The sequence below is a fragment of the Arthrobacter sp. YAF34 genome, from assembly GCF_052113245.1.
Lineage (GTDB): Bacteria > Actinomycetota > Actinomycetes > Actinomycetales > Micrococcaceae > Arthrobacter.
In genome coordinates this window covers 182,445-202,265 of record NZ_JBFRCV010000002.1, presented here as the reverse complement: position 1 = coordinate 202,265, position 19,821 = coordinate 182,445, and the positions used below count along the sequence as shown (strand labels likewise).

19 protein-coding genes are annotated in these 19,821 nt (G+C 68.1%); 9 read left to right on the top strand and 10 right to left on the bottom strand.

Annotation, left to right across the window (positions count from 1 at the left end; genetic code table 11):
* Positions 1-19: 19 nt before the first annotated feature.
* From AB4Y72_RS03275 to AB4Y72_RS03260, 4 genes are all read right to left on the bottom strand, one after another.
* Positions 20-775 carry a methyltransferase domain-containing protein gene (locus tag AB4Y72_RS03275; RefSeq protein WP_441424734.1) on the bottom strand — a complete coding sequence of 252 codons (756 nt, stop codon included), beginning with the start codon at positions 773-775 and terminating at the stop codon, positions 20-22.
* 63 nt (positions 776-838) lie between these two features.
* Positions 839-1,792 (bottom strand): hypothetical protein, encoded by a 954-nt coding sequence (locus AB4Y72_RS03270; RefSeq protein ID WP_441424733.1) that lies wholly within the window; start codon positions 1,790-1,792, stop codon positions 839-841.
* A complete protein-coding gene (locus AB4Y72_RS03265) occupies positions 1,789-2,550 on the bottom strand; it encodes a cytochrome b N-terminal domain-containing protein (RefSeq protein WP_441424732.1) in 762 nt (253 codons plus the stop codon). The genes AB4Y72_RS03270 and AB4Y72_RS03265 overlap by 4 nt, the downstream gene beginning before the upstream one ends.
* Entirely contained in the window at positions 2,547-2,714 is a 168-nt protein-coding gene (locus AB4Y72_RS03260; RefSeq protein WP_441424731.1) for a hypothetical protein, read from the bottom strand. The genes AB4Y72_RS03265 and AB4Y72_RS03260 overlap by 4 nt, the downstream gene beginning before the upstream one ends.
* A gap of 171 nt (positions 2,715-2,885) precedes the next feature.
* Between AB4Y72_RS03260 and AB4Y72_RS03255 the strand changes: the two genes are divergently transcribed.
* The 3 genes from AB4Y72_RS03255 to AB4Y72_RS03245 all read left to right on the top strand — a co-directional run bounded on the left by AB4Y72_RS03255 (position 2,886) and on the right by AB4Y72_RS03245 (position 6,438).
* Positions 2,886-3,605 (top strand): Maf family protein, encoded by a 720-nt coding sequence (locus AB4Y72_RS03255; protein WP_441424730.1) that lies wholly within the window; start codon positions 2,886-2,888, stop codon positions 3,603-3,605.
* A 157-nt stretch (positions 3,606-3,762) separates the two neighbouring features.
* Positions 3,763-5,613, top strand: coding sequence for an acetyl/propionyl/methylcrotonyl-CoA carboxylase subunit alpha (locus AB4Y72_RS03250; protein ID WP_441424729.1), 1,851 nt, complete (start codon positions 3,763-3,765; stop codon positions 5,611-5,613).
* 93 nt (positions 5,614-5,706) lie between these two features.
* Complete coding sequence (locus AB4Y72_RS03245) at positions 5,707-6,438, top strand: glutamine amidotransferase (RefSeq protein ID WP_441424728.1); 732 nt, start codon at positions 5,707-5,709, stop codon at positions 6,436-6,438.
* A gap of 108 nt (positions 6,439-6,546) precedes the next feature.
* Here the strand turns inward: AB4Y72_RS03245 and AB4Y72_RS03240 are convergent, their stop codons facing one another.
* A complete protein-coding gene (locus AB4Y72_RS03240; protein ID WP_441424727.1) occupies positions 6,547-7,959 on the bottom strand; it encodes an MFS transporter in 1,413 nt (470 codons plus the stop codon).
* 294 nt (positions 7,960-8,253) lie between these two features.
* Here AB4Y72_RS03240 and AB4Y72_RS03235 point away from each other — a divergent pair, with 294 nt between their 5' ends.
* The 3 genes from AB4Y72_RS03235 to AB4Y72_RS03225 are packed head-to-tail and all read left to right on the top strand — an operon-like array spanning position 8,254 to position 13,551.
* Positions 8,254-9,684: an MFS transporter gene (locus AB4Y72_RS03235; protein ID WP_441424726.1), complete on the top strand. Its 1,431-nt coding sequence runs from the start codon at positions 8,254-8,256 to the stop codon at positions 9,682-9,684.
* 1 nt (position 9,685) lies between these two features.
* Entirely contained in the window at positions 9,686-11,995 is a 2,310-nt protein-coding gene (locus AB4Y72_RS03230; protein ID WP_441424725.1) for a molybdopterin oxidoreductase family protein, read from the top strand.
* The gene (locus AB4Y72_RS03225) at positions 11,992-13,551 is read left to right on the top strand and encodes an FAD-dependent oxidoreductase (protein WP_441424724.1); all 1,560 of its coding nucleotides are present in this window, start codon (positions 11,992-11,994) and stop codon (positions 13,549-13,551) included. The genes AB4Y72_RS03230 and AB4Y72_RS03225 overlap by 4 nt, the downstream gene beginning before the upstream one ends.
* A 95-nt stretch (positions 13,552-13,646) precedes the next feature.
* Here the strand turns inward: AB4Y72_RS03225 and AB4Y72_RS03220 are convergent, their stop codons facing one another.
* A complete protein-coding gene (locus AB4Y72_RS03220; RefSeq protein ID WP_441424723.1) occupies positions 13,647-13,982 on the bottom strand; it encodes a hypothetical protein in 336 nt (111 codons plus the stop codon).
* A gap of 240 nt (positions 13,983-14,222) precedes the next feature.
* On the opposite strand from AB4Y72_RS03220, the gene AB4Y72_RS03215 reads away from it, so the two are divergent.
* Both AB4Y72_RS03215 and AB4Y72_RS03210 read left to right on the top strand, forming a co-directional pair.
* On the top strand, positions 14,223-14,861 hold the full coding sequence (locus tag AB4Y72_RS03215) for a hypothetical protein (protein WP_441424722.1): 639 nt from the start codon (positions 14,223-14,225) through the stop codon (positions 14,859-14,861).
* 72 nt (positions 14,862-14,933) lie between these two features.
* On the top strand, positions 14,934-15,623 hold the full coding sequence (locus AB4Y72_RS03210) for a hypothetical protein (protein WP_441424721.1): 690 nt from the start codon (positions 14,934-14,936) through the stop codon (positions 15,621-15,623).
* Between the two features lie 45 nt (positions 15,624-15,668).
* Here AB4Y72_RS03210 and AB4Y72_RS03205 read toward each other — a convergent pair whose 3' ends face one another.
* Positions 15,669-16,214: a flavodoxin domain-containing protein gene (locus tag AB4Y72_RS03205; RefSeq protein ID WP_441424720.1), complete on the bottom strand. Its 546-nt coding sequence runs from the start codon at positions 16,212-16,214 to the stop codon at positions 15,669-15,671.
* A 206-nt stretch (positions 16,215-16,420) separates the two neighbouring features.
* Here AB4Y72_RS03205 and AB4Y72_RS03200 point away from each other — a divergent pair, with 206 nt between their 5' ends.
* Positions 16,421-17,878, top strand: a complete 1,458-nt coding sequence (locus tag AB4Y72_RS03200) for a benzaldehyde dehydrogenase (protein ID WP_441424719.1) — start codon at positions 16,421-16,423, stop codon at positions 17,876-17,878.
* On the opposite strand, the gene AB4Y72_RS03195 is transcribed toward AB4Y72_RS03200, so the two are convergent.
* Genes AB4Y72_RS03195 through AB4Y72_RS03185 form a run of 3 tightly spaced genes read right to left on the bottom strand, consistent with a single transcriptional unit; the run spans position 17,875 to position 19,756 of the window.
* The gene (locus AB4Y72_RS03195) at positions 17,875-18,354 is read right to left on the bottom strand and encodes an SRPBCC domain-containing protein (protein ID WP_441424718.1); all 480 of its coding nucleotides are present in this window, start codon (positions 18,352-18,354) and stop codon (positions 17,875-17,877) included. The two genes, AB4Y72_RS03200 and AB4Y72_RS03195, sit on opposite strands and share 4 nt — an antisense overlap.
* On the bottom strand, positions 18,351-19,187 hold the full coding sequence (locus AB4Y72_RS03190) for an oxidoreductase (RefSeq protein WP_441424717.1): 837 nt from the start codon (positions 19,185-19,187) through the stop codon (positions 18,351-18,353). Before AB4Y72_RS03190 ends, AB4Y72_RS03195 begins: the two co-directional genes overlap by 4 nt.
* Positions 19,184-19,756 (bottom strand): TetR/AcrR family transcriptional regulator, encoded by a 573-nt coding sequence (locus tag AB4Y72_RS03185; RefSeq protein ID WP_441424716.1) that lies wholly within the window; start codon positions 19,754-19,756, stop codon positions 19,184-19,186. Before AB4Y72_RS03185 ends, AB4Y72_RS03190 begins: the two co-directional genes overlap by 4 nt.
* Positions 19,757-19,821 lie beyond the last annotated feature (65 nt).

Genomic DNA, 19,821 nt, shown 5'->3' with positions numbered 1-19,821 from the left:
CAGCAGAGGCCTGGGACCCTCAGCGTGGGGCCAGCCGGTACACCGACACGTGACTGCGGGATTCCGCGGTGAAGTCGCTGCGGTCCCAGCCGGCCCACCGGGATTCCAGCGTGAACCCGGCCAGTCGCGCCATGAGATCGAGCTCGCTGGGCCAGATGTACCGGTGTGGTGTCCGTCCAATCCGCGCATACCGTCCGTCCGACAGTTCCGGGCCGAATCGCACATGGTGCGAGACGACGTGCTGGCGGAGCACGTCATAACTATCGACCAGAAGATACCCGGGCTGGCTGACCTCGACGGTCCCGCGGTGTCCGGGTGGCAGCGAACGCAATTGCGGCACCCAGAGCTCAATGACGAAGCATCCGCCAGGTGCCAGGTGCCGGGCAGCGTTCTGGAAACACCTGACCTGTTCGTCCTGTGTCAAGAGATTGGCGATGGTGTTGAACACCAGGAACGCCAGCGAGAAATTTTCGCCCGCCGCGGCCTCGGTCATGTCGCCCTGAACGACCGGGATGTGGTCCTCGCCGACCTTTTCACGCAGGCGGGAGATCATGGCGTGAGACAGTTCGATGCCGCTGACCTGCACCCCCGCCTCCCAGAGCGGAATGGCGACTCGACCCGTGCCGATGGCAAACTCAACGGCCGGCCCGTTTCCCGCGAGCTTTGACAGCACGTCCACTGTGGGGCCCAATACCTCGGGCGAGAACATTCCCTCTCCGGGCGTGTCGTAGTGCTTCGCCGCGTCCTGGTCCCAGAGCTGTTGCTGGTTGATCATCCCGCCACTATTGCACCCCGCTGGGCCGATTATCTACCGGTCAGTCAACCGCCGGCGGCTCCCTCAGCGATTGCGGTAGTAGTCCTTCCAGATCAGGCGATGCAGCGGGATCATCCGCGGCAGCGACCTCAGGCCGGGGATGAACGGCAGCAGGGCCAGCAATGCGGTCAGCACCAGCATCGTGACGACGACGAGGGCGTCGGCGTTGGGGGCGGACTTGAACGGCTCGATCTGGTAGAGGAGCGAGAAAAGCCACAGCCAGGACTGCCCCGGCGTATCGCCGGTCTCGTTCATCACGCCCCACTGATCCCCGGAGAGGTGCTGGCTGGCCGCAAGATCCGGGAAGTAGCCGCCGTCTCCCAAGAACAGGAGGCTGCGCGTGTAATCCATGTTGTAGAAATTTCCGCCGCCCTGCAGCACGCCGTCCAGATTGCCCTGGCGTGCCATGTCCAACAGTGCGCCGGTCAGCACGGGGACAGGCCCATAATCGCCGGCGGCCACCTTGGCCGGGTCGTTGTCCGGCGCGGCGCCGAGGGCGTCGGAATAGGCTGACGCCCAGTCTGAGCGCTGCTGCTCCGTGGCGGCCTTCCACCGCGCCAGTGCTACCGGCGGGGACGGCAGCGTCGAGAGCGGGGTGATCACGAAGTCATTGGCGGTATCAACCGGCAGGCGGACGCCGGAGAGATTCTGGAGGTCCACGGGCCCGAGATTCTGCGTCGCGCCGGGGGTCGAGTTGTAGGGCGGCCCGTATCCGGCAGTATCGCTGGTGCCGGCAAGTTCTTTGGCGGCGGTGCCGACGAAATCCGCCGGGGCGGCCGTGGCCCAGGCCTTGAGGCTAACGCTGGGCTCATCCGGGGACCCGAAGATGGCGGAGACACCGAGCACGAGCAGACCCACCACGACGACGCCGATGATCAGCTCCTTGATGAGGTCATATTCGCGGACGCTGCCCGTCCAGGGCCGGCTGGCGACGTCGTCCGTCTTCCGCCACGAGGTGCTGCTACTTTTCTTAGTCATTGCCCTGCGCCCCCGACTTCGGTGGCTTGTTGAGGTTCGGCCGGCTCCGGAGGTTTGGTGGCCTCCGTAGATTCGGTGACGTCCGTCCGGCCGTGAAGCAGTTGGGCGTCGGACTCGGCGGCCTCAAGCGGAGGTGCAACGCCGTGGACCCGGACGAGCAGGACGTGCAGGACCACCACGGCGCCCACGGCCAGGGGCAGCAGCGTGACGTGCCAGGTGAAGAGCTGGCCGACGTTGGCCACATTGAACCAGGCGCCCACTCCGACGGCGTTGAGCGCGTCCTTCGCTTCGAAGGCAATCCACTGGGAATCGAAGTTTGTCTGGAGCAGATACCCGGTGAAGGCCGCCCCGATGGACGCCACGAAAGAGATCACGCCGGTGATCCAGGTCAGAACCCGGCCTCCCCGCCAGGACGCCATCCAGAATTTCAGCCAGAGATGCACCACCATGAAGATGAAGAAGAGCTCCACACTCCACAGATGGGTGCTGTTGACGAAGCTCCCCAGCGAGGAAACGTGATACCACTGCGGTCCGTTGAGCCCCAGCACGACCCCGGAAACGATGATCCACAGCAGGGACGCGATGGCCCCCATGCCGAAGACGTACGCCCAGGATGCCACAAAGCTTGGCTGGTCCTCCGGCAAGAGCTTCTCCGGCGGAAGCTTCCGCAGGAGCCACCGGCGGGCCCTGCCGGTTAAGGTGTGGGCGTCCGCTTCATCCACCGGAGCACCGTGCCCCGGTGTGGTCGGGGCGGTCATTTCCGCCGCTTCCCACCGGGGAAGGGGAGGACCAGGGCCAGGACGAACAGGACGATCATCACGACGATCACAATCAGGTTTCCCGACTGGATCGTGAAGCCGTCCCAGCCAAAATACGTTCCTACTCCAACCGTGCCAACGCTTGCCACTAGCCATTCGGTCATGGGCTGCTCGATTCTGTTGAGGCTGCCAGTTCAACTCCACCACGGCCGCCTGGCCGCAAACAGGGTCTACCGCCTCAAAACAACGCGGGGTCACGTAGCGCCCATAAATCCCCTCAGGATGGGCGCTACGTGACCCCGCGGTGCTGTCTTGCGGTGGATTAGGCTGGATCCGTGACCCGCCTCATTCTTGCCTCCCAGTCCCCTGCCCGCACCAAGCTGCTCAGCCACGCCGGGATCCGGCATGAGGTCCTCGTCTCCGACGTCGACGAGGACGCCGTCCAGGCCCGGTACGGCGTGACGGATCCGCACGACACGGCTCTTCTGCTCGCCCGGGCCAAGGCCGAGGCCGTCGCCTCTTTGCCCGAGGCGGACGGTGCCCTGGTGATCGGCTGCGACTCGGTCTTCGAGTTCGACGGCGAGGCCCACGGCAAGCCCTACACGGCCGACGTCGCCCGCGAACGCATGCTCCGCATGAGCGGCAGCATGGGCATCCTGCACACCGGCCACTGGCTCGTCGACTGCCGCGACACGTCCGTCGCAGACGCTGACACAGACACTGACCCAGGCGCCACTGCCCCAGGAGCCGGCGTCACCGCTCTGGGCTCCGGCGCCACGCTGGGCTCGGTCTCCTCCGCCGAGGTGCACTTCATGGAGATGAGCGCCGAGGAAATCGAGACCTACATCGCCACCGGGGAGCCGCTGCAGTGCGCCGGATCCTTCACGATCGACGGCTACGGCGGGGCGTTTATCCGCAAGGTCGACGGCGATCCCCACACGGTCGTCGGCCTCTCCATTTCCACGCTCCGGGCGCTGCTCAGCCAGGCACATGTGGGGATCACCGAGCTCTGGACCGGCGGAGCCGTGGACCCGGCGGACGTCCGGGCCGAGTAGGAACTGCGGGACCGCCGGGCGGGGGCGGAATGAACCAATTCGTCGCCCTTTGTGGCAACCCTACAAAGGAAGGGCCGTTTACGCGCGGAATCCGCAAGTAATATCGGCGGAACCCTCAAAACCGCGCTAGGCTCCCTGAAGGAAAGAAGGAGACGCCTTGTCAGCAAATTCGGAGCAGTCCGCCACCACCGTGCCGGGATCAACGCAGTCACTTGCCGCCGCGGGCACCCGCCCGCTCAGCAAGGTGCTGATCGCCAACCGCGGAGAAATTGCGGTGCGCATCATCCGCGCCGCCCGCGATGAAGGCATCGCCTCGGTGGCCGTCTATGCGGACCCCGACCGCGACGCGTTGCACGCCCGGCTGGCCGACGAAGCCTACGCGCTCGGCGGCAACACCGCCGCGGAGTCTTACCTCGTGATGGACAAGATCATCGACGTCGCGCGCCAGTCCGGCGCCGACGCGATCCACCCCGGGTACGGCTTCCTGGCCGAGAACGCCGATTTCGCCGCCAAGGTGATCGACGCCGGCATCACGTGGATCGGGCCCTCCCCCGCGGCGATCGCCGCCCTGGGCGACAAGGTCCAGGCCCGGCACATCGCCGAGAAAGTCGGCGCCCCGCAGGTGCCGGGCACTGCCGACCCCGTGGAGTCCGCCGAGGAAATCCTGGACTTCGTGGACAAGTTCGGCCTGCCCGTCGCCATCAAGGCGGCCTTCGGCGGCGGCGGCCGCGGCATCAAGGTGGCCCGCACGCGGGAGGAAATCCCCGAACTCTTCGAATCCGCTGTGCGCGAGGCCACCGCAGCCTTCGGCCGCGGTGAATGCTTCATTGAGCGCTTCCTGGACGCGCCGCGCCACGTGGAGACCCAGTGCCTCGCCGACTCGCACGGCAACGTCGTGGTGGTCTCCACCCGGGACTGCTCACTCCAGCGCCGCAACCAGAAACTTGTCGAGGAGGCCCCGGCACCGTTCCTGACGGAAGAGCAGAACCGGCGCCTCTACGAATCGTCCAAGGCCATCCTCAAGGAGGCCGGCTACCTTGGCGCGGGCACGTGCGAATTCCTCGTCGGGCAGGACGGCACCATCTCCTTCCTCGAGGTCAACACCCGGCTTCAGGTGGAGCACTGTGTCTCCGAGGAAGTCACCGGGATCGACCTGGTCCGCGAACAGTTCCGGCTGGCCCGCGGCGAGGAGCTCGGCTACGGCGACCCGGAAGTCCGCGGTCACTCGATCGAATTCCGCATCACTGGCGAGGACCCGGGCCGGAACTTCATGCCCGCCCCCGGCACCATCACGCGGCTCTCGAACCCTACGGGCCCCGGCGTCCGCATCGATTCCGGCGTGGAGCAGGGCGACGTGATCAGCGGCAACTTCGATTCCATGCTCTCCAAGCTGGTCGTCACCGGCGCCACCCGGGCCCAGGCACTGCAGCGGTCCCGGCGCGCGCTCGAGGAGATGGTGGTGGAAGGCATCCCCACCGTCATCCCGTTCGACCTCGCGGTGGTCTCCAACCCCGACTTCGCTCCGGCCGAGGGCCCCTTCAAGGTCCACACCCGCTGGATCGAGACGGCATTCGTCAACGACATCCCCGCCTGGACCCCCACCGGCACCGAGGCGGAAGCGGCCGACGCCGGCGACCGCCAGCGCGTCGTCGTCGAAGTCGGCGGCAAGCGCCTGGAAGTCGTGCTGCCGGCGTCGCTCGGCTCGGTCAGCAACACCGGCGGCAAGCCGGCCAAGGCCAAGAAGCGCTCCCGCAGCGGCGGCGCCGCCGTGGCTGCGAGCGGCAACGCGCTGACCTCCCCCATGCAGGGCACCATCGTGAAGGTTGCCGTCGCCGAGGGTGACGCCGTCGCCGAGGGCGATCTCGTCGTCGTGCTGGAAGCCATGAAGATGGAGCAGCCGCTCACCGCCCACCGCGCCGGGATCGTGATCGGGCTCTCCGCCTCGGCGGGCGAGACCGTGTCCGCCGGCGCCATCATCGCCCTGATCGAGGACGGCGACGCGCAGTAGGCCGCGACTAACGCTGAGCCGCGGCAGCCCCGCCGCTGCCGGTCACGGGCGCGCCTCTGGCGCCTCCGTGACCGGCCGGTACAGACTTGGTGTGTGAAGCCATTTCTGCTCCTCGCCTCGCGCGCGGAGGACGCCGCCGCCGAGGACGAATACCGCGCCTATCTTCGCTACGGCGGGCTCCATCGGGAGCAACTGCACCGTATCCGGATGGAAGCCGCCCCGCTGCCCGAGCTGGACCTGTCCCGCTATTCAGGCGTCATCGTTGGAGGCAGCCCCTTCACGTCCAGCGACCCGGCCGAACACAAGAGCGCCACCCAGCACCGGGTGGAGCGCGAACTTTCAGGGCTGCTGGACCGGATTGTGGCAGAGGACTTCCCCTTCCTCGGCGCCTGCTACGGCGTCGGAACCCTCGGGCTGCACCAGGGCGCCGTGATCGACCGGACCTACGGTGAAGGGCTGGGCGGCGTCGCCATCAAGCTGACGGCGGACGGCCTGCAGGATCCGATTCTGCGCGGGCTGCCGGAGAGCTTTACCGCCTTCACCGGCCACAAGGAAGCCTGCACCGTCCTGCCCTCCCACGCGGTGCTGCTGGCGAGCTCGACGGCCTGCCCGGTGCACATGTTCCGGATCAAGACCAACCTCTATGCCACCCAGTTCCACCCCGAGCTCGATGCCGAGGGACTCGTCACGAGGATCGACATCTACCGCCATGCCGGCTACTTCCCGCCCGAATCGGCCGAAATGCTCATGGATGACGCTCGGCAGTTCACCGCGACCGAACCGATGAAGATCCTGCGGAACTTCGTGGAGCGCTACGCGGGCTAACCTCTGCCCTGCCCGCGTTCCTGCCCGGTTGCTCTCCGCCCGACACGCAAATGCCCGGCGTGTCCAAGGAACACGCCGGGCATGTGCGGAAGGAACCGGGGAGGAGCGTCAGGCCACGTTGTTCTCGTAGTCCAGGTCGCGGGTTTCCTTGCTCACGAACAGGGCGATCAGGGTCAGCACGGCCATGGAGGCGAGGTAGATGCCCACCAGCACGGTGCTGCCGCCCGCCATTTCCCAGAGCGCGACGGCGATGAACGGCGCCACCGCTGCGCCGAGGATGCTGGAGACGTTGTAGCTGATCGCGGAGCCGGTGTAGCGGACGTTGGTTGGGAACAACTCCGGCAGGAGCGCACCCATGGGCCCGAAGGTCAGGCCCATAAGCGAGAAGCCGATGATCAGCAGCGCCATCGTGCCCACGAACCCGGCGCTGAACAGCGGGACGAACAGCAGGCCGAAAGCGAGGATGCCGAACGTGACGGCGATCAGCATCTTGCGGCGGCCGAACTTCTCGGCCAGGGGGCCGGAGACCAGCGTGAAGATGCCGAAGAACACGACGCCGGCGATCAGCATCCACAGGAAGTCGTTCCGGCTGAAGCCCAGACCCGGGACGAACGCCGCGGCGGCGGCGTCGGTCATCGGCTTGCCGGTCTTTTCGGCCGCGGCCTTCGCAGCGTCGAGGCTGGCCGGCCGGGTGCCGTAGGTCAGCGTGAACGTGGTCATCAGGTAGAAGAGCACGTAGGTGGCCAGCATGATGAACGTGCCGAGGATCAGCGGCCGCCAGCTGGTCTTGAAGACCCGCGCCAGGGGCAACTTGGCGACCTCTTTGGATTCCAGGACCTTGGTGAAGGCGGGGGTTTCGATCAGCTTGAGACGGACGTAGAGGCCGATGATGACCATGACGGCGCTGGCCAGGAACGGCACGCGCCAGCCCCACTCCATGAAGGCCTCCGGCGTCAGGGTGTAGCTGAACACCAGGAAGATCACGTTGGCGATGATGAAGCCGATCGGGGCGCCCAGTTGCGGGAACGTGCCGTAGATGGCGCGCTTGTTCGCCGGGGCGTTCTCGGTGGCCAGCAGGGCCGCGCCGCTCCATTCGCCGCCGAGGGCGAGGCCCTGGGCGAAGCGCAGCACAACCAAAAGGGCCGGGGCCCAGAAGGCCCAGCCCGGAACGGACGCCGTCGGAAGGCAGCCGATCAGGAAGGTGGCAATACCCATGGTCAGCAGCGAGGCGACCAGGGTGCCCTTGCGGCCGAACTTGTCACCGAAGTGGCCGAAGAGGATCGAGCCGAGCGGGCGGGCGATGAACGCGACGCCGAACACGGCGAAGGAGCTCAGGAGCTGGGTGGTCTCGTTCTGCCCGGGGAAGAACAGCTTCGGGAAAACGAGCACGGCCGCGGTGGCGTACACGTAGAAGTCATAGAACTCGACGGTGGTGCCGATCAGGCTGGCGACAATCACGCGGCCGCGCGAGTTCACCTGCTGGGCGGACCCACGCTCCGCGGAGGTTGCAGTGGATGACATGTAGTAGCGCTTTCATGAAGACCGGACGGAGATTCCCCAAGAGCCCGATGCCCGGGTCCGCCGGCTAGGGATTCGTATATGTCTGATAATAGGCGTTGCCGTCCAGTCAATGGACAAATGTTCCACTATTTGGACGTCGTGTCGTCATCTCACCTGGCGGTCGCCAAGAGCCGTCTCACACCGTCACAAAGCCCCCGATAGGCAAACGTCACAGCACGTTAATAAACCGCGTCTGTCCCGGAAACGCGGCGTACCTACCGTGAAAGGACAACGCCCCCCAAGGAGGTCTCCCCCGTGACTGCTGAACGCACCGCCGACATCGGCGCCGCAGATGCCGGCCCAGCCCGCACTGCCGACACCCTGACCCTCGACACCCTGACCCTCGACCACCGGCCCGGCCGCTGGATCGCGAACTGGGATGCGGAAAACAAGGAGCAGTGGAAGTCGGCCGGCCGCACGATTGCCCGCCGCAACCTGAAGTGGTCCATCTTCGCCGAGTTCCTGGGCTTCGTGGTCTGGCAGCTCTGGTCGATTGTGGTGGTCCAGCTTCCGGCCGCCGGCTTCACGTTCTCCACCAACGAGATCTTCTGGCTGATCTCCGTGCCGAGCCTCGTGGGCGCCACGCTGCGGATCCCCTACACGTTCATGGTGCCGCGCTTCGGCGGCCGGAACTGGACCATCGTCTCCGCCCTGTTGCTGCTGATCCCCACGATCGGCCTGGGCCTGTGCGTCGCCAACCCGGCCACCCCGTTCGGCGTCATGCTGTTCGTGGCGGCGCTGGCCGGATTCGGCGGCGGGAACTTCGCCAGCTCGATGGCGAACATCACCTTCTTCTATCCGGCCCGGGAAAAGGGCTGGGCGCTGGGCCTGAACGCCGCCGGCGGCAACCTTGGTGCCGCCGTCGCACAGCTGGCCGTTCCCATCGCCATCACCGTGCTGGCAGCCGGCAGCGTGAACCTGCCGGTCGCGGGCTTCATGTGGGTTCCGCTGATCCTGCTCGCGGCGTTCGGCGCCTGGAAGTACATGAACAACCTCACCAGCGCCAAGGGCGACGTCGCAGGCTCGCTGGCCGCGCTCAAGGAGCCGCACCTGTGGATCATGGCGCTGCTGTACATCGGCACCTTCGGCTCGTTCATCGGCTTTGCCGGCGTTTTCCCCAAGCTCATCAAGGACTACTTCCCGGCGTTCTCGTCCATCCCCGTCGGCACCGTGGCGCTGTCTCTGGCCTTCCTCGGCCCGCTGGTCGGATCCCTGGCGCGCCCCTACGGCGGACGCATGGCGGACCGGATGGGCGGGGCCCGCATGACCGTTGCAGCTTTCGCCGCCATGGCCGTGATCACGCTGACCATGCTCTGGACCCTGCCGCTGAAGAACTTCTGGCTCTTCCTGGTCCTGTTTCTGTTCCTCTTCACCGCCAGCGGTTTCGGGAACGGCGCCACGTACCGCATGATCCCGATCATCTTCGCCACCTCCAGCCGGGCCGCCCGCTCCGGGGCCAGCACGCACTCCACCCAGCGGCTCGCGTCCTCGGCCCTGGGCCTGATCTCGGCCATCGGCGCCTACGGCGGGTTCATCATCCCGCAGGTGCTCAACGCCTCTAACACCGCCAGCGGTTCCTACACCTCGGCGTTCTATGGATTCGTCGGGGCCTACATCCTGATGCTGGCCGTCTGCTGGTTCTGCTACATCCGCAACGCCAACCGAAACGCGATGGGACACGTCTAACATGACCACCGGCGCCGACACGCACTGCCCCTACTGCGCCCTGCAGTGCGCCATGACGCTCACCTCTCCAGCGGCTCTGACCCCGGCTGTCCGGCCGGGGTCAGAGCCCGCCGACCGCACGCCGGCACCCACGCCGGCGCACGCCGCCGTCGTACCCGTCCCAAACGCGCCGCTCCTCGCCGTGACCGGACGGGAGTTCCCCACCAACCGCGGCGGCCTGTGCCGCAAGGGCTGGACCTCCGCGTCACTGCTGGACCACCCGGGCCGCGTCACGGAGCCATTGCTGAGGGGCGCCGACGGCGTCCACCGCCCGGTGAGCTGGGACGAGGCCCTCCTGCGGATCGTCGCCGCGGTGCGGCAGGCCCGCGCCGCGCACGGGGCGGACGCCGTCGGCGTGTTCGGCGGCGGCGGCCTCACCAACGAGAAGGCCTACCAGCTGGGCAAGTTCGCCAGGCTGGCGCTGGGCACCTCGCGGATCGACTACAACGGACGGTTCTGCATGTCCTCGGCCGCCGCGGCCGGCATGCGTGCCTTCGGCCTGGACCGCGGGCTGCCGTTCCCGCTGGCGGACCTCGGCGCCGCCAGCACCATCCTGATGCTCGGCTCCAACGTGGCCGAGACCATGCCGCCCTTCGTCCAGCACCTCCAGGGTGCGCGCGACGCCGGCGGGCTGATCGTGGTGGACCCCCGGCGCTCGGCCACCGCGGCGTTCACGTCCGACGGCGGCGGCCTGCACCTGCAGCCCCTGCCGGGCACCGACCTCGCCCTGCTCCTGGGCATCTCCCACGCGGTGATTCATGAGGGCCTCGCCGACGCCGGGTACATCGCGGCGCGCACCAGCGGTTACGATGCCGTGGTCCGCAGCGTGGCCGGCTTCTGGCCGGAGCGGGTCCAGTCGATCACCGGCGTCCCCGCCGGGCTGATCCGCGACACCGCCCGGCGGCTGGCCGACGGCGCCCGCAAGGGCGGCAGCTACATCCTCACCGGCCGCGGCGTCGAACAGCACGTCGACGGCACGGACACCGCCACGGCCGCCATCAACCTCTCGCTTCTACTGGGCCTTCCGGGCTCCGCGCGCAGCGGCTACGGCACGCTCACCGGGCAGGGCAACGGCCAGGGCGGCCGCGAACACGGCCAGAAGGCGGACCAGCTCCCCGGCTACCGGAAGATCACCGACCCCGCCGCCCGCGCCCACATGGCCAGGGTCTGGGGCGTACCCGAAACCCTGATCCCCGGCCCCGGCCTCCCCGCCGTCGAACTCCTCAGGTCCCTGGGCCAGCCCGACGGCGTCCGGTGCCTCTTCGTGCACGGCGCCAACGTGGCGGTGTCCGCCCCGGACGCCAACGCCGTGATCGCAGGCCTGCGCAGCCTGGACTTCCTGGTGGTGTGCGACTTCTTCCTCTCCGAGACCGCGGCCGAGGCGGACCTGGTCCTGCCGGTGACCCAGTGGGCTGAGGAGGAAGGAACCCTCACCAACCTTGAGGGCCGCGTACTCCGCCGCCGCCGGGCCCTCACTCCCCCGCCCGGGGTGCGCAGCGAGCTGTGGATCATGGCCCGGCTGGCTGAAATGCTGCATGCACCCTCCACCTTCAGCGAGGATCCCGAGACCGTGTTCGAGGAACTCCGGCTCGCGTCCTCCGGCGGGCTGGCCGACTACTCCGGGATCGACTACGCCATGCTGGACCGCGGCGAGGCCGCCTACTGGCCCTACCCCGCCGGAAGCTCCGGCACGCCGAGGCTCTTCCTCGACGTTTTCGCCCACGCCGACGGCCGGGCCGTGTTCACGGCAGTGACGCCCCGACGTCGTACTGTTTCTTCCGCGGCCACCGCAAAGCGCGGCGGCGCTGCCCGGACCGGCGCCGATCATGCCGGAACGCCGATGACCCTCACCACCGGGCGCCTCATGGAGCACTACCAGTCCGGGGCGCAGACCCGCCGGGTGGCCGCGCTGGCCGAGGCCCGGCCGGAGGCGCGGCTGCAGCTGCACCCCGCAGCGGCCGCCGCCCAGGGGATCGCCGACGGCGACTACGTCTCCATTTCCAACGAGCGCGGCGAGGTCCGCTGCCGTGCCGAACTCAGCACGGACGTCCGGCCGGAGACGGTGTTCCTGCCGTTCCACTTCCCCGAACTCGAAAGCGCCAACCGGCTCACCGAGGCGGCCACGGACCCGATTTCCGGGATGCCCGAGTTCAAAACCAGCAAAGTGTGGATCCGGGCGGCAGTTTCTGCGGAAGCGGTTTCCGTGGCCGTCCCGGCCGGTGCCGCTGCCCATGTTCCAGGGCGCGTCCTTCAAGCAGAGGAGACCTCATGACGGGGCGGATTGTGGTGGTGGGCTTCGGGCCGGTCGCCGCGCGGCTGATCGACGAGCTGCTGCCGGCCGTGCGCAGCGGTATCGCGCACCTGACCGTGATCGGCGAGGAGTCCGAGGCCGCGTACAACCGTGTCCTGGTGGCGGATCTCGGCGTCGGCCGGACCACACAGGCCGCCCTGGCCCTCGCGGACGCGGCGGCGCTAGTGGGCGACGGCGTCGACGTCCGGCTCGGTGTCCGCGTCCGCCGCGTCGACCGCGCCCGCCAGCAGGTTGTCCTCACCGACGGCACCTCGCCCGGCTACGACCGGCTGGTCTTCGCCACCGGTTCCCGGCCGGTCATCCCGAACCTCACCGGGCTCAACCCGGACCCGGCCGCCCCCGTCCTGCCGCCGGGCGTGACGGCCCTGCGCGATCTCCGCGATGCCTCGGTCCTCCACTCGGCGGTAGCCGGCGGGAAGCGCGTGGTGGTCCTGGGCGGCGGCATCCTGGGTCTGGAAACCGCCCTGGCCGCGGCCGAGGAGGGCGCCACCGTGACTGTGGTGCACAACGGCCCGCATCCCCTGGGCCGGAACATCGACCGCGGCGGCGGCGCCGTGCTCGCGGCCTCGCTGCGGAACTGCGGCGTGCGCGTGGCCGGCAACGCCCGCTCCACCGGCGTCGAACGCAACGCCCCCGACGGCGGCTTTTCCGCGCTGTTGCTCGATGACGGCTCCGCGATCGACGGCGACCTCCTGGTGCTTTCCTGCGGTGTCCGGCCCCGGACCGAACTCGCCGAAGGCTGCGGGCTCTCCACCGCCGCCGGGATCCTGGTGGACCACAAACTCCGCGCCCACCACGAGCCCCACATTTTCGCGATCGGCGACTGCGCCGAGGTCCGCTGCCCGGACCGTGAATGCGTGGAGTGCCGCACCGCGCGCGGCCCGTCCGGGCTGGTGGGCCCGGGCTGGCGGCAGGCTGAATGGCTCGCCGACTACCTGACGCTGCTGTCAACCGGGGCTCCTGCCGAGGCGGAAGGATTGCCGTCCCTGTCGGCGGAGTTGCCGGGCGTGATCGTGCTCAAGGCCCGCGGCATGAACATGGCGGTGGCCGGGGACGTATCGGCAGACCCGTGGGACGAGGAGGCCCTGACCGCCGGAGCCGTGAACGGGCGGGCCCGGCTGCAGATTGCGCAGTGGGCCGATCCCGAGCACGGCCGCTACGTCAAGATGACCACCCGTGCCGGGGTTTTGGAGGGGTTGGTGGCCGTGGGCATGCCGCGCACCGCGGCCGAGCTCGTGCAGCTGTTCGAACGCGGTGCCGAACTCCCCGCGGACCGGTCGCTGCTCCTGCGCCTGGACGGCCCGGACCAGGCCCCTTCCCCAGGTTCTGCCGACCCCGCCCGGACGGTCTGCCGGTGCGCGGGCGTCAGCGGGACGGCCATTGCTTCTGCCGTGTCCGAGGGCTGCGGGACGGTGCCTGAAATCTCCGCGGCCACCCGCGCCGGCACGGGCTGCGGCGGCTGCCACGACGACATCAAAGGAATCATCGAGGCCCACTTTCAGGGTGCGGTTGCCTGACGGCCGCACGCCCTGAAGGCGCGCAGACCTAACAAGCCTGAGGCACAACCCAGAAACGTTGCCCGAATATCGGTGTTGGGCCTGGCAGCGGCGTATTACTGCGCTGCGCTGTCGAACGTCTTCTGCCACTGGGCATGCTCGCGGCCGGCATCGAGCCGGCGGCTGGCAGTCCACCTGGGCAAATATTCAAGCGCGGGCAGCTCGCGAGCAGGCCTGGTCTGAACAGGCTTCGGTTTAGGACGGGTCTGGACAGGCTTGGCCACAGGCCGGGTCTGGACGGGCTTCCGGGGGTAGCTCGGCCTCGTGTCGGCCACCATCCAGTTGATCACGGCGCGCATCATGAGCACGAGCATCCAAATGCCGAGCCCGGCCAAGATGTATTGCCAAAATAAGACCAGTAACAAGATCGCCAGTAGCACGAAAATGAACATGACGCCACTATCGCACATGCGACACGCCAGAAAAAGAGGTCTTAATCCCCGATCGCCGACACGGGAGTTGTCGTCTGCACGGTCCGCACGCGACTGAGGTCCCGGTCCCTTGATCGTGCCTCAGGTCAGGACGATCAGCAGCCCGGTTCCTCCCCCGAAGCGGGCCTTTCTCCCCTTGGCATGGCCGAAGGGCGGCGATGCAATGGACGATAGGCTCCGTTCGTCCGCAGGAGGCATCCCATGAACGTTCCGGTGATTTTGGCGCTCGGCGCGATTGTAGTGTTCGCCGTCGTTATGGGTGTTGTCATGGCGCGCGAAAAGGATCCGCAGCGGCGGGCCACGGCCCTGACGCGCACTGGAGCGGCCGTCATGGCGGCGTTCACCCTCCTCGGGGGAATCTTCATCGGCGGGTACGCGATGCAGGAGCCGGGCGGAACAACGGGAATGCTGATGACGCTCGCCTGGGTGCTGCCGATGCTCATCCTCGCGGTCGCGGCCTGGTTCTGGCCGGCGGCGACCGCTCCCCTGCTGCTCGCCCTCTCCTCTGCCTTCATCGCGGCGTGCGTGTGGCTTGCGTTTGACCGCGCCGCGCTGAGCGCCTTCCTCAGTGACAATGGACCGGTCATCGCCGTCAGCGTGCTCGCATTGGCGTTCCCGGCCGCCGTCCTCGGCCTGAAACGCACCGCACTGGCCGGCTGGCTGCTGGTGGCCCTGGGTGTGCTGCCGCTGTTGATCACGATCATCGGACGGTCGGGCGCGGTCGGATCGCTCATCGCGGCCAGCGTGGTTCCCCTGGTCTGCGGGATCGCCTACCTGGTGTCCGCACGGATGGCCGCGGCCGGATCGACGTCGGGAACCATTCACCCGGCGGCCGCCTAACACTGCAGCGCCACCGCCGGGTCCGCGTAACGCGAATCGGACCGCAGCCAAACGGCAGGTAGCATCGGGGCCATGAGCGCCGACGACGACATCACCGAGGACCTGCTGGCCGACGCCGGGAAACTCACCGGCCTGAGCCTGGAACTGCTGGGACTCGACCCGCATCCGGACGACATGACGGCCGAGCAGCGGCTCCAGTTTGACCCGGAGGACCTGACCGAAATGGCAGCCGTCGCCCCGGAAGACCGTCGGACGGCCGTCCACCAGACCCGCCTGCTCGCCGGGCTCCTGTGGAACTCGGCCAGCATCCTCATCGACCAACTGTTCCGCGATCTCGGAACGCTCAGCGCCCTTGAGACGATCACCCCGTCCGACATCGCCGGCACCTCGGTCCTGTCCTCGCTGCCGCCGCAGTTCGCGGCCAGCTACGACGCGAAGTTCACCCAGAAGTTCATTGTGGTCGCCGCCGATGTCACCGCATCCCTGGCCCGCGGCTGGACCGCCCCCGGGTGCCTCGCGGCGGAACTCGCCGTCCGCTGCCTGCTCGACCAGGCGGAAATCACCGAGGACATCTACGAACTGGACCTTCCCGAGGACTGGCGGGCCGACGTCGAGGAAGTCCTCCTCGAGGATGCCGACAGTGAAGCGCTGTTCTCCGACAGCCTCGATGTCCTCGAGGACGACGCCGACCAGCTGGACTTCGGGCAGTGGTTCAAACCCTTCGCGGCCGGCGACTCCGTGCCGCCCTACGCCTGCTCCTAAGCCCTAAGTTTCACGGCCCTACGCTTCAAGGCCCCGCGCCCGAAGCTACGTCTGAACCGCCGGCTTAGCCAGCCATGCCAGGTAGTCCTCGGTGAAGCGCTGCACGCCGTCCCACTCGGTGTAGACGTAGTCCCGGGTTGTATCGGTGTCCTGCGATCCCTTATCGCCGGCGATCTTCTTCATCAGGTGCTTCTTGATAAACCCGTAGTGGGTGTAGAGGAGCGCCCCGGCGAACAACCCGACGTGCGTGGGCCGCCAGCCGGTGTCCTCCTCAAACTTCTCCACGTAACCCTCGGCGTTTTCCTCGTCCCCGTGGGCGGCCATGCTGACCGAAACCAGTGCGGAGCGCAGCCTCTCAAGCTCACCCCGGTTCTTCTTCACGAAGTCCTTGACGTGCCCCTCGTGCTTGCCCATATGGACCGACGCCGCCACGATCACGCCGTCGTAGCCGTCGGGAAGGGTATCGCCGGCATGCTTGAGGTCCGCCGTCTCCGCCTGGTGCCCGTGCGCCCGGATCAGCTCGGCCATGTAATCGGCGATCTGGGCGGTCTGTCCTTCAACGGTCCCGTAAGGGATATAGATCTTGGCCATGTTCCATGGTGGGAGCCTCCGGCCGTAACGCGATACGGCCGAAGGTCCCCCGGCGCCCGTTACGGCACGCCCCTCTCCCGACCGTGCTCTTGACCACCGCGCTCTTGACGACGGCGGCCCGCCGACATGAGATGGACCCAGGCCCGGTCCGGTTCTCGTTCGACCGGCCGGTACACACTCATGGCTCCACGACGAAAGGACACCCCATGGCCCTGCTCGACTCCGCCCTGTGGGAGGGCAAGATCTACCTCAACGGCTGGCGGCCCGGCAGCGGCGGGACCGCCAACGCCGTCGAACCTGCCACCGGCGGAACGCTGGGCCACTATGGCGTGGCTTCCGTGGAAGATGTCCGCGAGGCCGCCGGAGTGGGCGCGAAAGCGCAAAAGGAATGGGCGGCCCGCAACCCGGAGGACCGCGCCGCCGTGCTGCGCCGCGCGGGACAGCTCTGGGAGGAGCATGCGGCGGAAATCCAGGACTGGATCGTCCGGGAATCCGGCGGCATCCCGCCCAAGGCCGGCTTGGAAACCCACATCGCGGCCAACGAATGCTACGACGCCTCGGCCCTGCCATCCCTCCCGGCCGGCGACGTGCTGACCTCGAACGAGAACCGCTGGTCCTTCGCCCGACGCCGCCCCGTCGGCGTCGTCTCGGTGATCGCGCCCTTCAACTTCCCGCTCATCCTCTCCATCCGTGCCGTCGCCCCGGCGCTGGCCCTTGGCAATGCCGTGCTGCTCAAACCTGACCCGCGCACAGCGGTTTGTGGCGGCGTCACCCTGGTCCGGGTGTTCGAGGAGGCCGGGCTCCCGCCCGGCCTGCTGTCCCTGCTTCCAGGCGGGGCCGAGATCGGCTCGGCCGTCGTCGAGGCGCCCGAGGTCCGCGTTATCGCCTTCACAGGGTCGACGGCGGCCGGCCGCAAAGTGGGCGAGACAGCCGGCCGGCTGCTCAAGCGCGCCCATCTGGAACTTGGCGGGAACAACGCGATGATCGTGCTGCCCGGCGTCGACCTCCCCAAAGCTGTCTCCGCCGCCGCGTTTGGCTCCTTCATGCACCAGGGCCAGATCTGCATGGCATCGGGCCGGCACATCGTGCACGAGGACATCTACGAGGACTACGTCAGCGCCCTCGCGGAAAAAGCCCGTCATTTGCCCGTGGGCGACCCCAAGAGCGGCACGGTGGCACTGGGCCCGGTCATCGACGAGAAGCAGCTCCACCGGGTGGACACGATCGTCCAGGACGCGGTGCAGGGCGGCGCGCGGCTGGCGGCCGGTGGCAGCCATGACGGCCGCTTCTACCGGCCCACCGTACTCGCGGACCTCGACCTCGCCAGCCCGGCGTGGAAGGACGAGATCTTCGGCCCCGTCGCCCCGGTGATGAAGTTCTCTACCGTGGATGAGGCCGTGGCCCTGGCCAACGACAACGAATACGGGCTCTCGATCGGGATTCTCGGCGACGTCGGCATGGCCATGACGATCGCCGACCGGCTTGACTCCGGCAAGGTCCACATCAACGAACAGACCGTGTCCGACGAGGCCAACTCGCCCTTCGGCGGGGTCAAGAACTCGGGCAACGGCTCACGGATCGGCGGCCATCACGCCAACATGGAATCCTTCACGGAAATCCAGTGGCTGACCATGCGGCCGGACATCGCGCCGTACCCGTTCTAGGCGTGACCGGCCTCCGCCGTGCGGATGAGCGCCTCGAGCCAGTGCTGGTGCTGCTTTTCGATGCTCCGCTTGACCATGGGACCGAGAAGCCGCGCAATGAACCCGGTCTGGACCTCCTCGGTCACGATCAGCGTGCCGCCGTCGGCGGTTGGCTGCAGGTCCCACCGGTGGTAGCCGGAAGATCCGGGCGCCGCGCCCTCCCAGGCCAGCCGGCTGTAGGGGGCGAACTCCCGGACCGTGCTGGCCACGCGGAGGCCAAAGGTGGTCCAGGTGAAGGTCGACGTGCCGGCCAGCTGTTGTCCTCCGCCGTCAATGCTCACGTTGCTGGCATTGCGGTACCAGCGGGGCCACGCTGCCGCGTCGATGAGCACCGGCCAGAGCTGCTCGGCGGACAGATGCGTGCGGAGCTCGTTGTAGGCGTAGACCCGGCCTGTGGAGGGGGCATAGGGTGCGGGCCAGTTGCCGGTGGGGTTCACTTGGTGCTCCTGAACTGCAAACGAAGGTAGGTGTCGAAGATGCCGGAGCCGAGCAGCCGCCGCGAGTGGATGATGGTCTTGGCCGCTGGGGTGATGGTGTAGCGGGCGCGGGGCCGGCGGGCAGTCGCTGCGCGCTCGACGGCTTTGGCGACGGCGTCGGGTTCGGCTGCCAGGACCGCGGAGGCGTACGCCGTGGTCATCTGCTCGTCCGCGGCGGCCCGAAGCCCGGCGTACGGTCCGGAGGGCTCCCCCGAAGCTGCCATGGTCCGTGCCGCGGTGGCACCGAAGCCGGTGCGGATCAGCCCCGGTTCAATCACGGTGGCGCGGACCCCGAACGGCGCGGCCTCGAAGCGAAGCGCGTCCGTGATGGCCTCGACGGCATATTTGGTGGCGTGGTAGTAGCCGCCAACAGGGAAAGTGACCCGGCCGCCCATCGAGCCGATGTTCACGATCCGGCCGGAACCGGCGGCGCGCATCCCCGGAAGGACCAGCTGGATCATCCGGGAGAAGCCAAAGACGTTCGTCTCGAACTGCCGCCTGACCGCGTCCATTCCCGTCTCCTCGATGGTCCCGTATTCGCCGTAGCCGGCGTTGTTGACGAGGACCCCGACGCTGCCGTGCTGCTCTTGGACGGCGTCGACGGCGGCTGCCATCGAATCCTCGTCGGTGACGTCGAGCGCCAGGACCTTCGCCCCGGCCGCCGCCAAGTCGGCGATCGCCTCCGGCCGCCGGGCGGTGGCGTAGACGGTGAAGCCGGGCCGCTTGGCCAGCCGTTCGGCGCTCGCGCGGCCGATGCCGGACGAGGCACCCGTGATCAGTACAGCAGTAGTCATGGTTGTTCCTTCGCAGTTGTCAGGGTGTTGAAGCCGGCGACGAAGACGTCGACGCCGCGGCGCAGGCGGTCGGGCAACGCAGACGGGTCAGCGACTCCCGCCTCCAGGCCGCGGGTGAAGGCCAGCAGGATCTCGGCCCCTTCGCGGGCGTCCGCCGCGGGGTAAAACTCTTGGAGTGTCCGGGTGAGCAGGTGGTGCATTGACTCCTCGTAGCGGCCGAGCACCTCGGAGGAGGCCCGGGTGTCGACGCTGAGGAGCTCGGCCGCGTGGGCCGGGCTGTCGCGCCAGATCTGCATCACGAGGGCAAGTTTCGCCGACAGGATCCCTGCCAGGCGCTCCTCGGGCCGCCCTTCCGCTGCCGCCGCACGTTCGGAGGCGGCGAGTGCGCTGGCCAGCAGACGGTCCACCAGGGAGCGGAACACGTCCTCCTTGCTGCGGAAGTACTGATACAGGGCCGGGCGGGAAATGCCCGCCTGGTCCGCCAGGTCGTGCATCGTCGTCCGGCGTGCCCCGTGACGGGTGAAACACACGTAGGCGGCGTCGATGATTTCGGTTGAACGATCATTCATCCTGACAATATATGCAAATAGTGTCAGAATGTAAACCAGCTGTTGTCGAGCCGGGCCGGCGCATC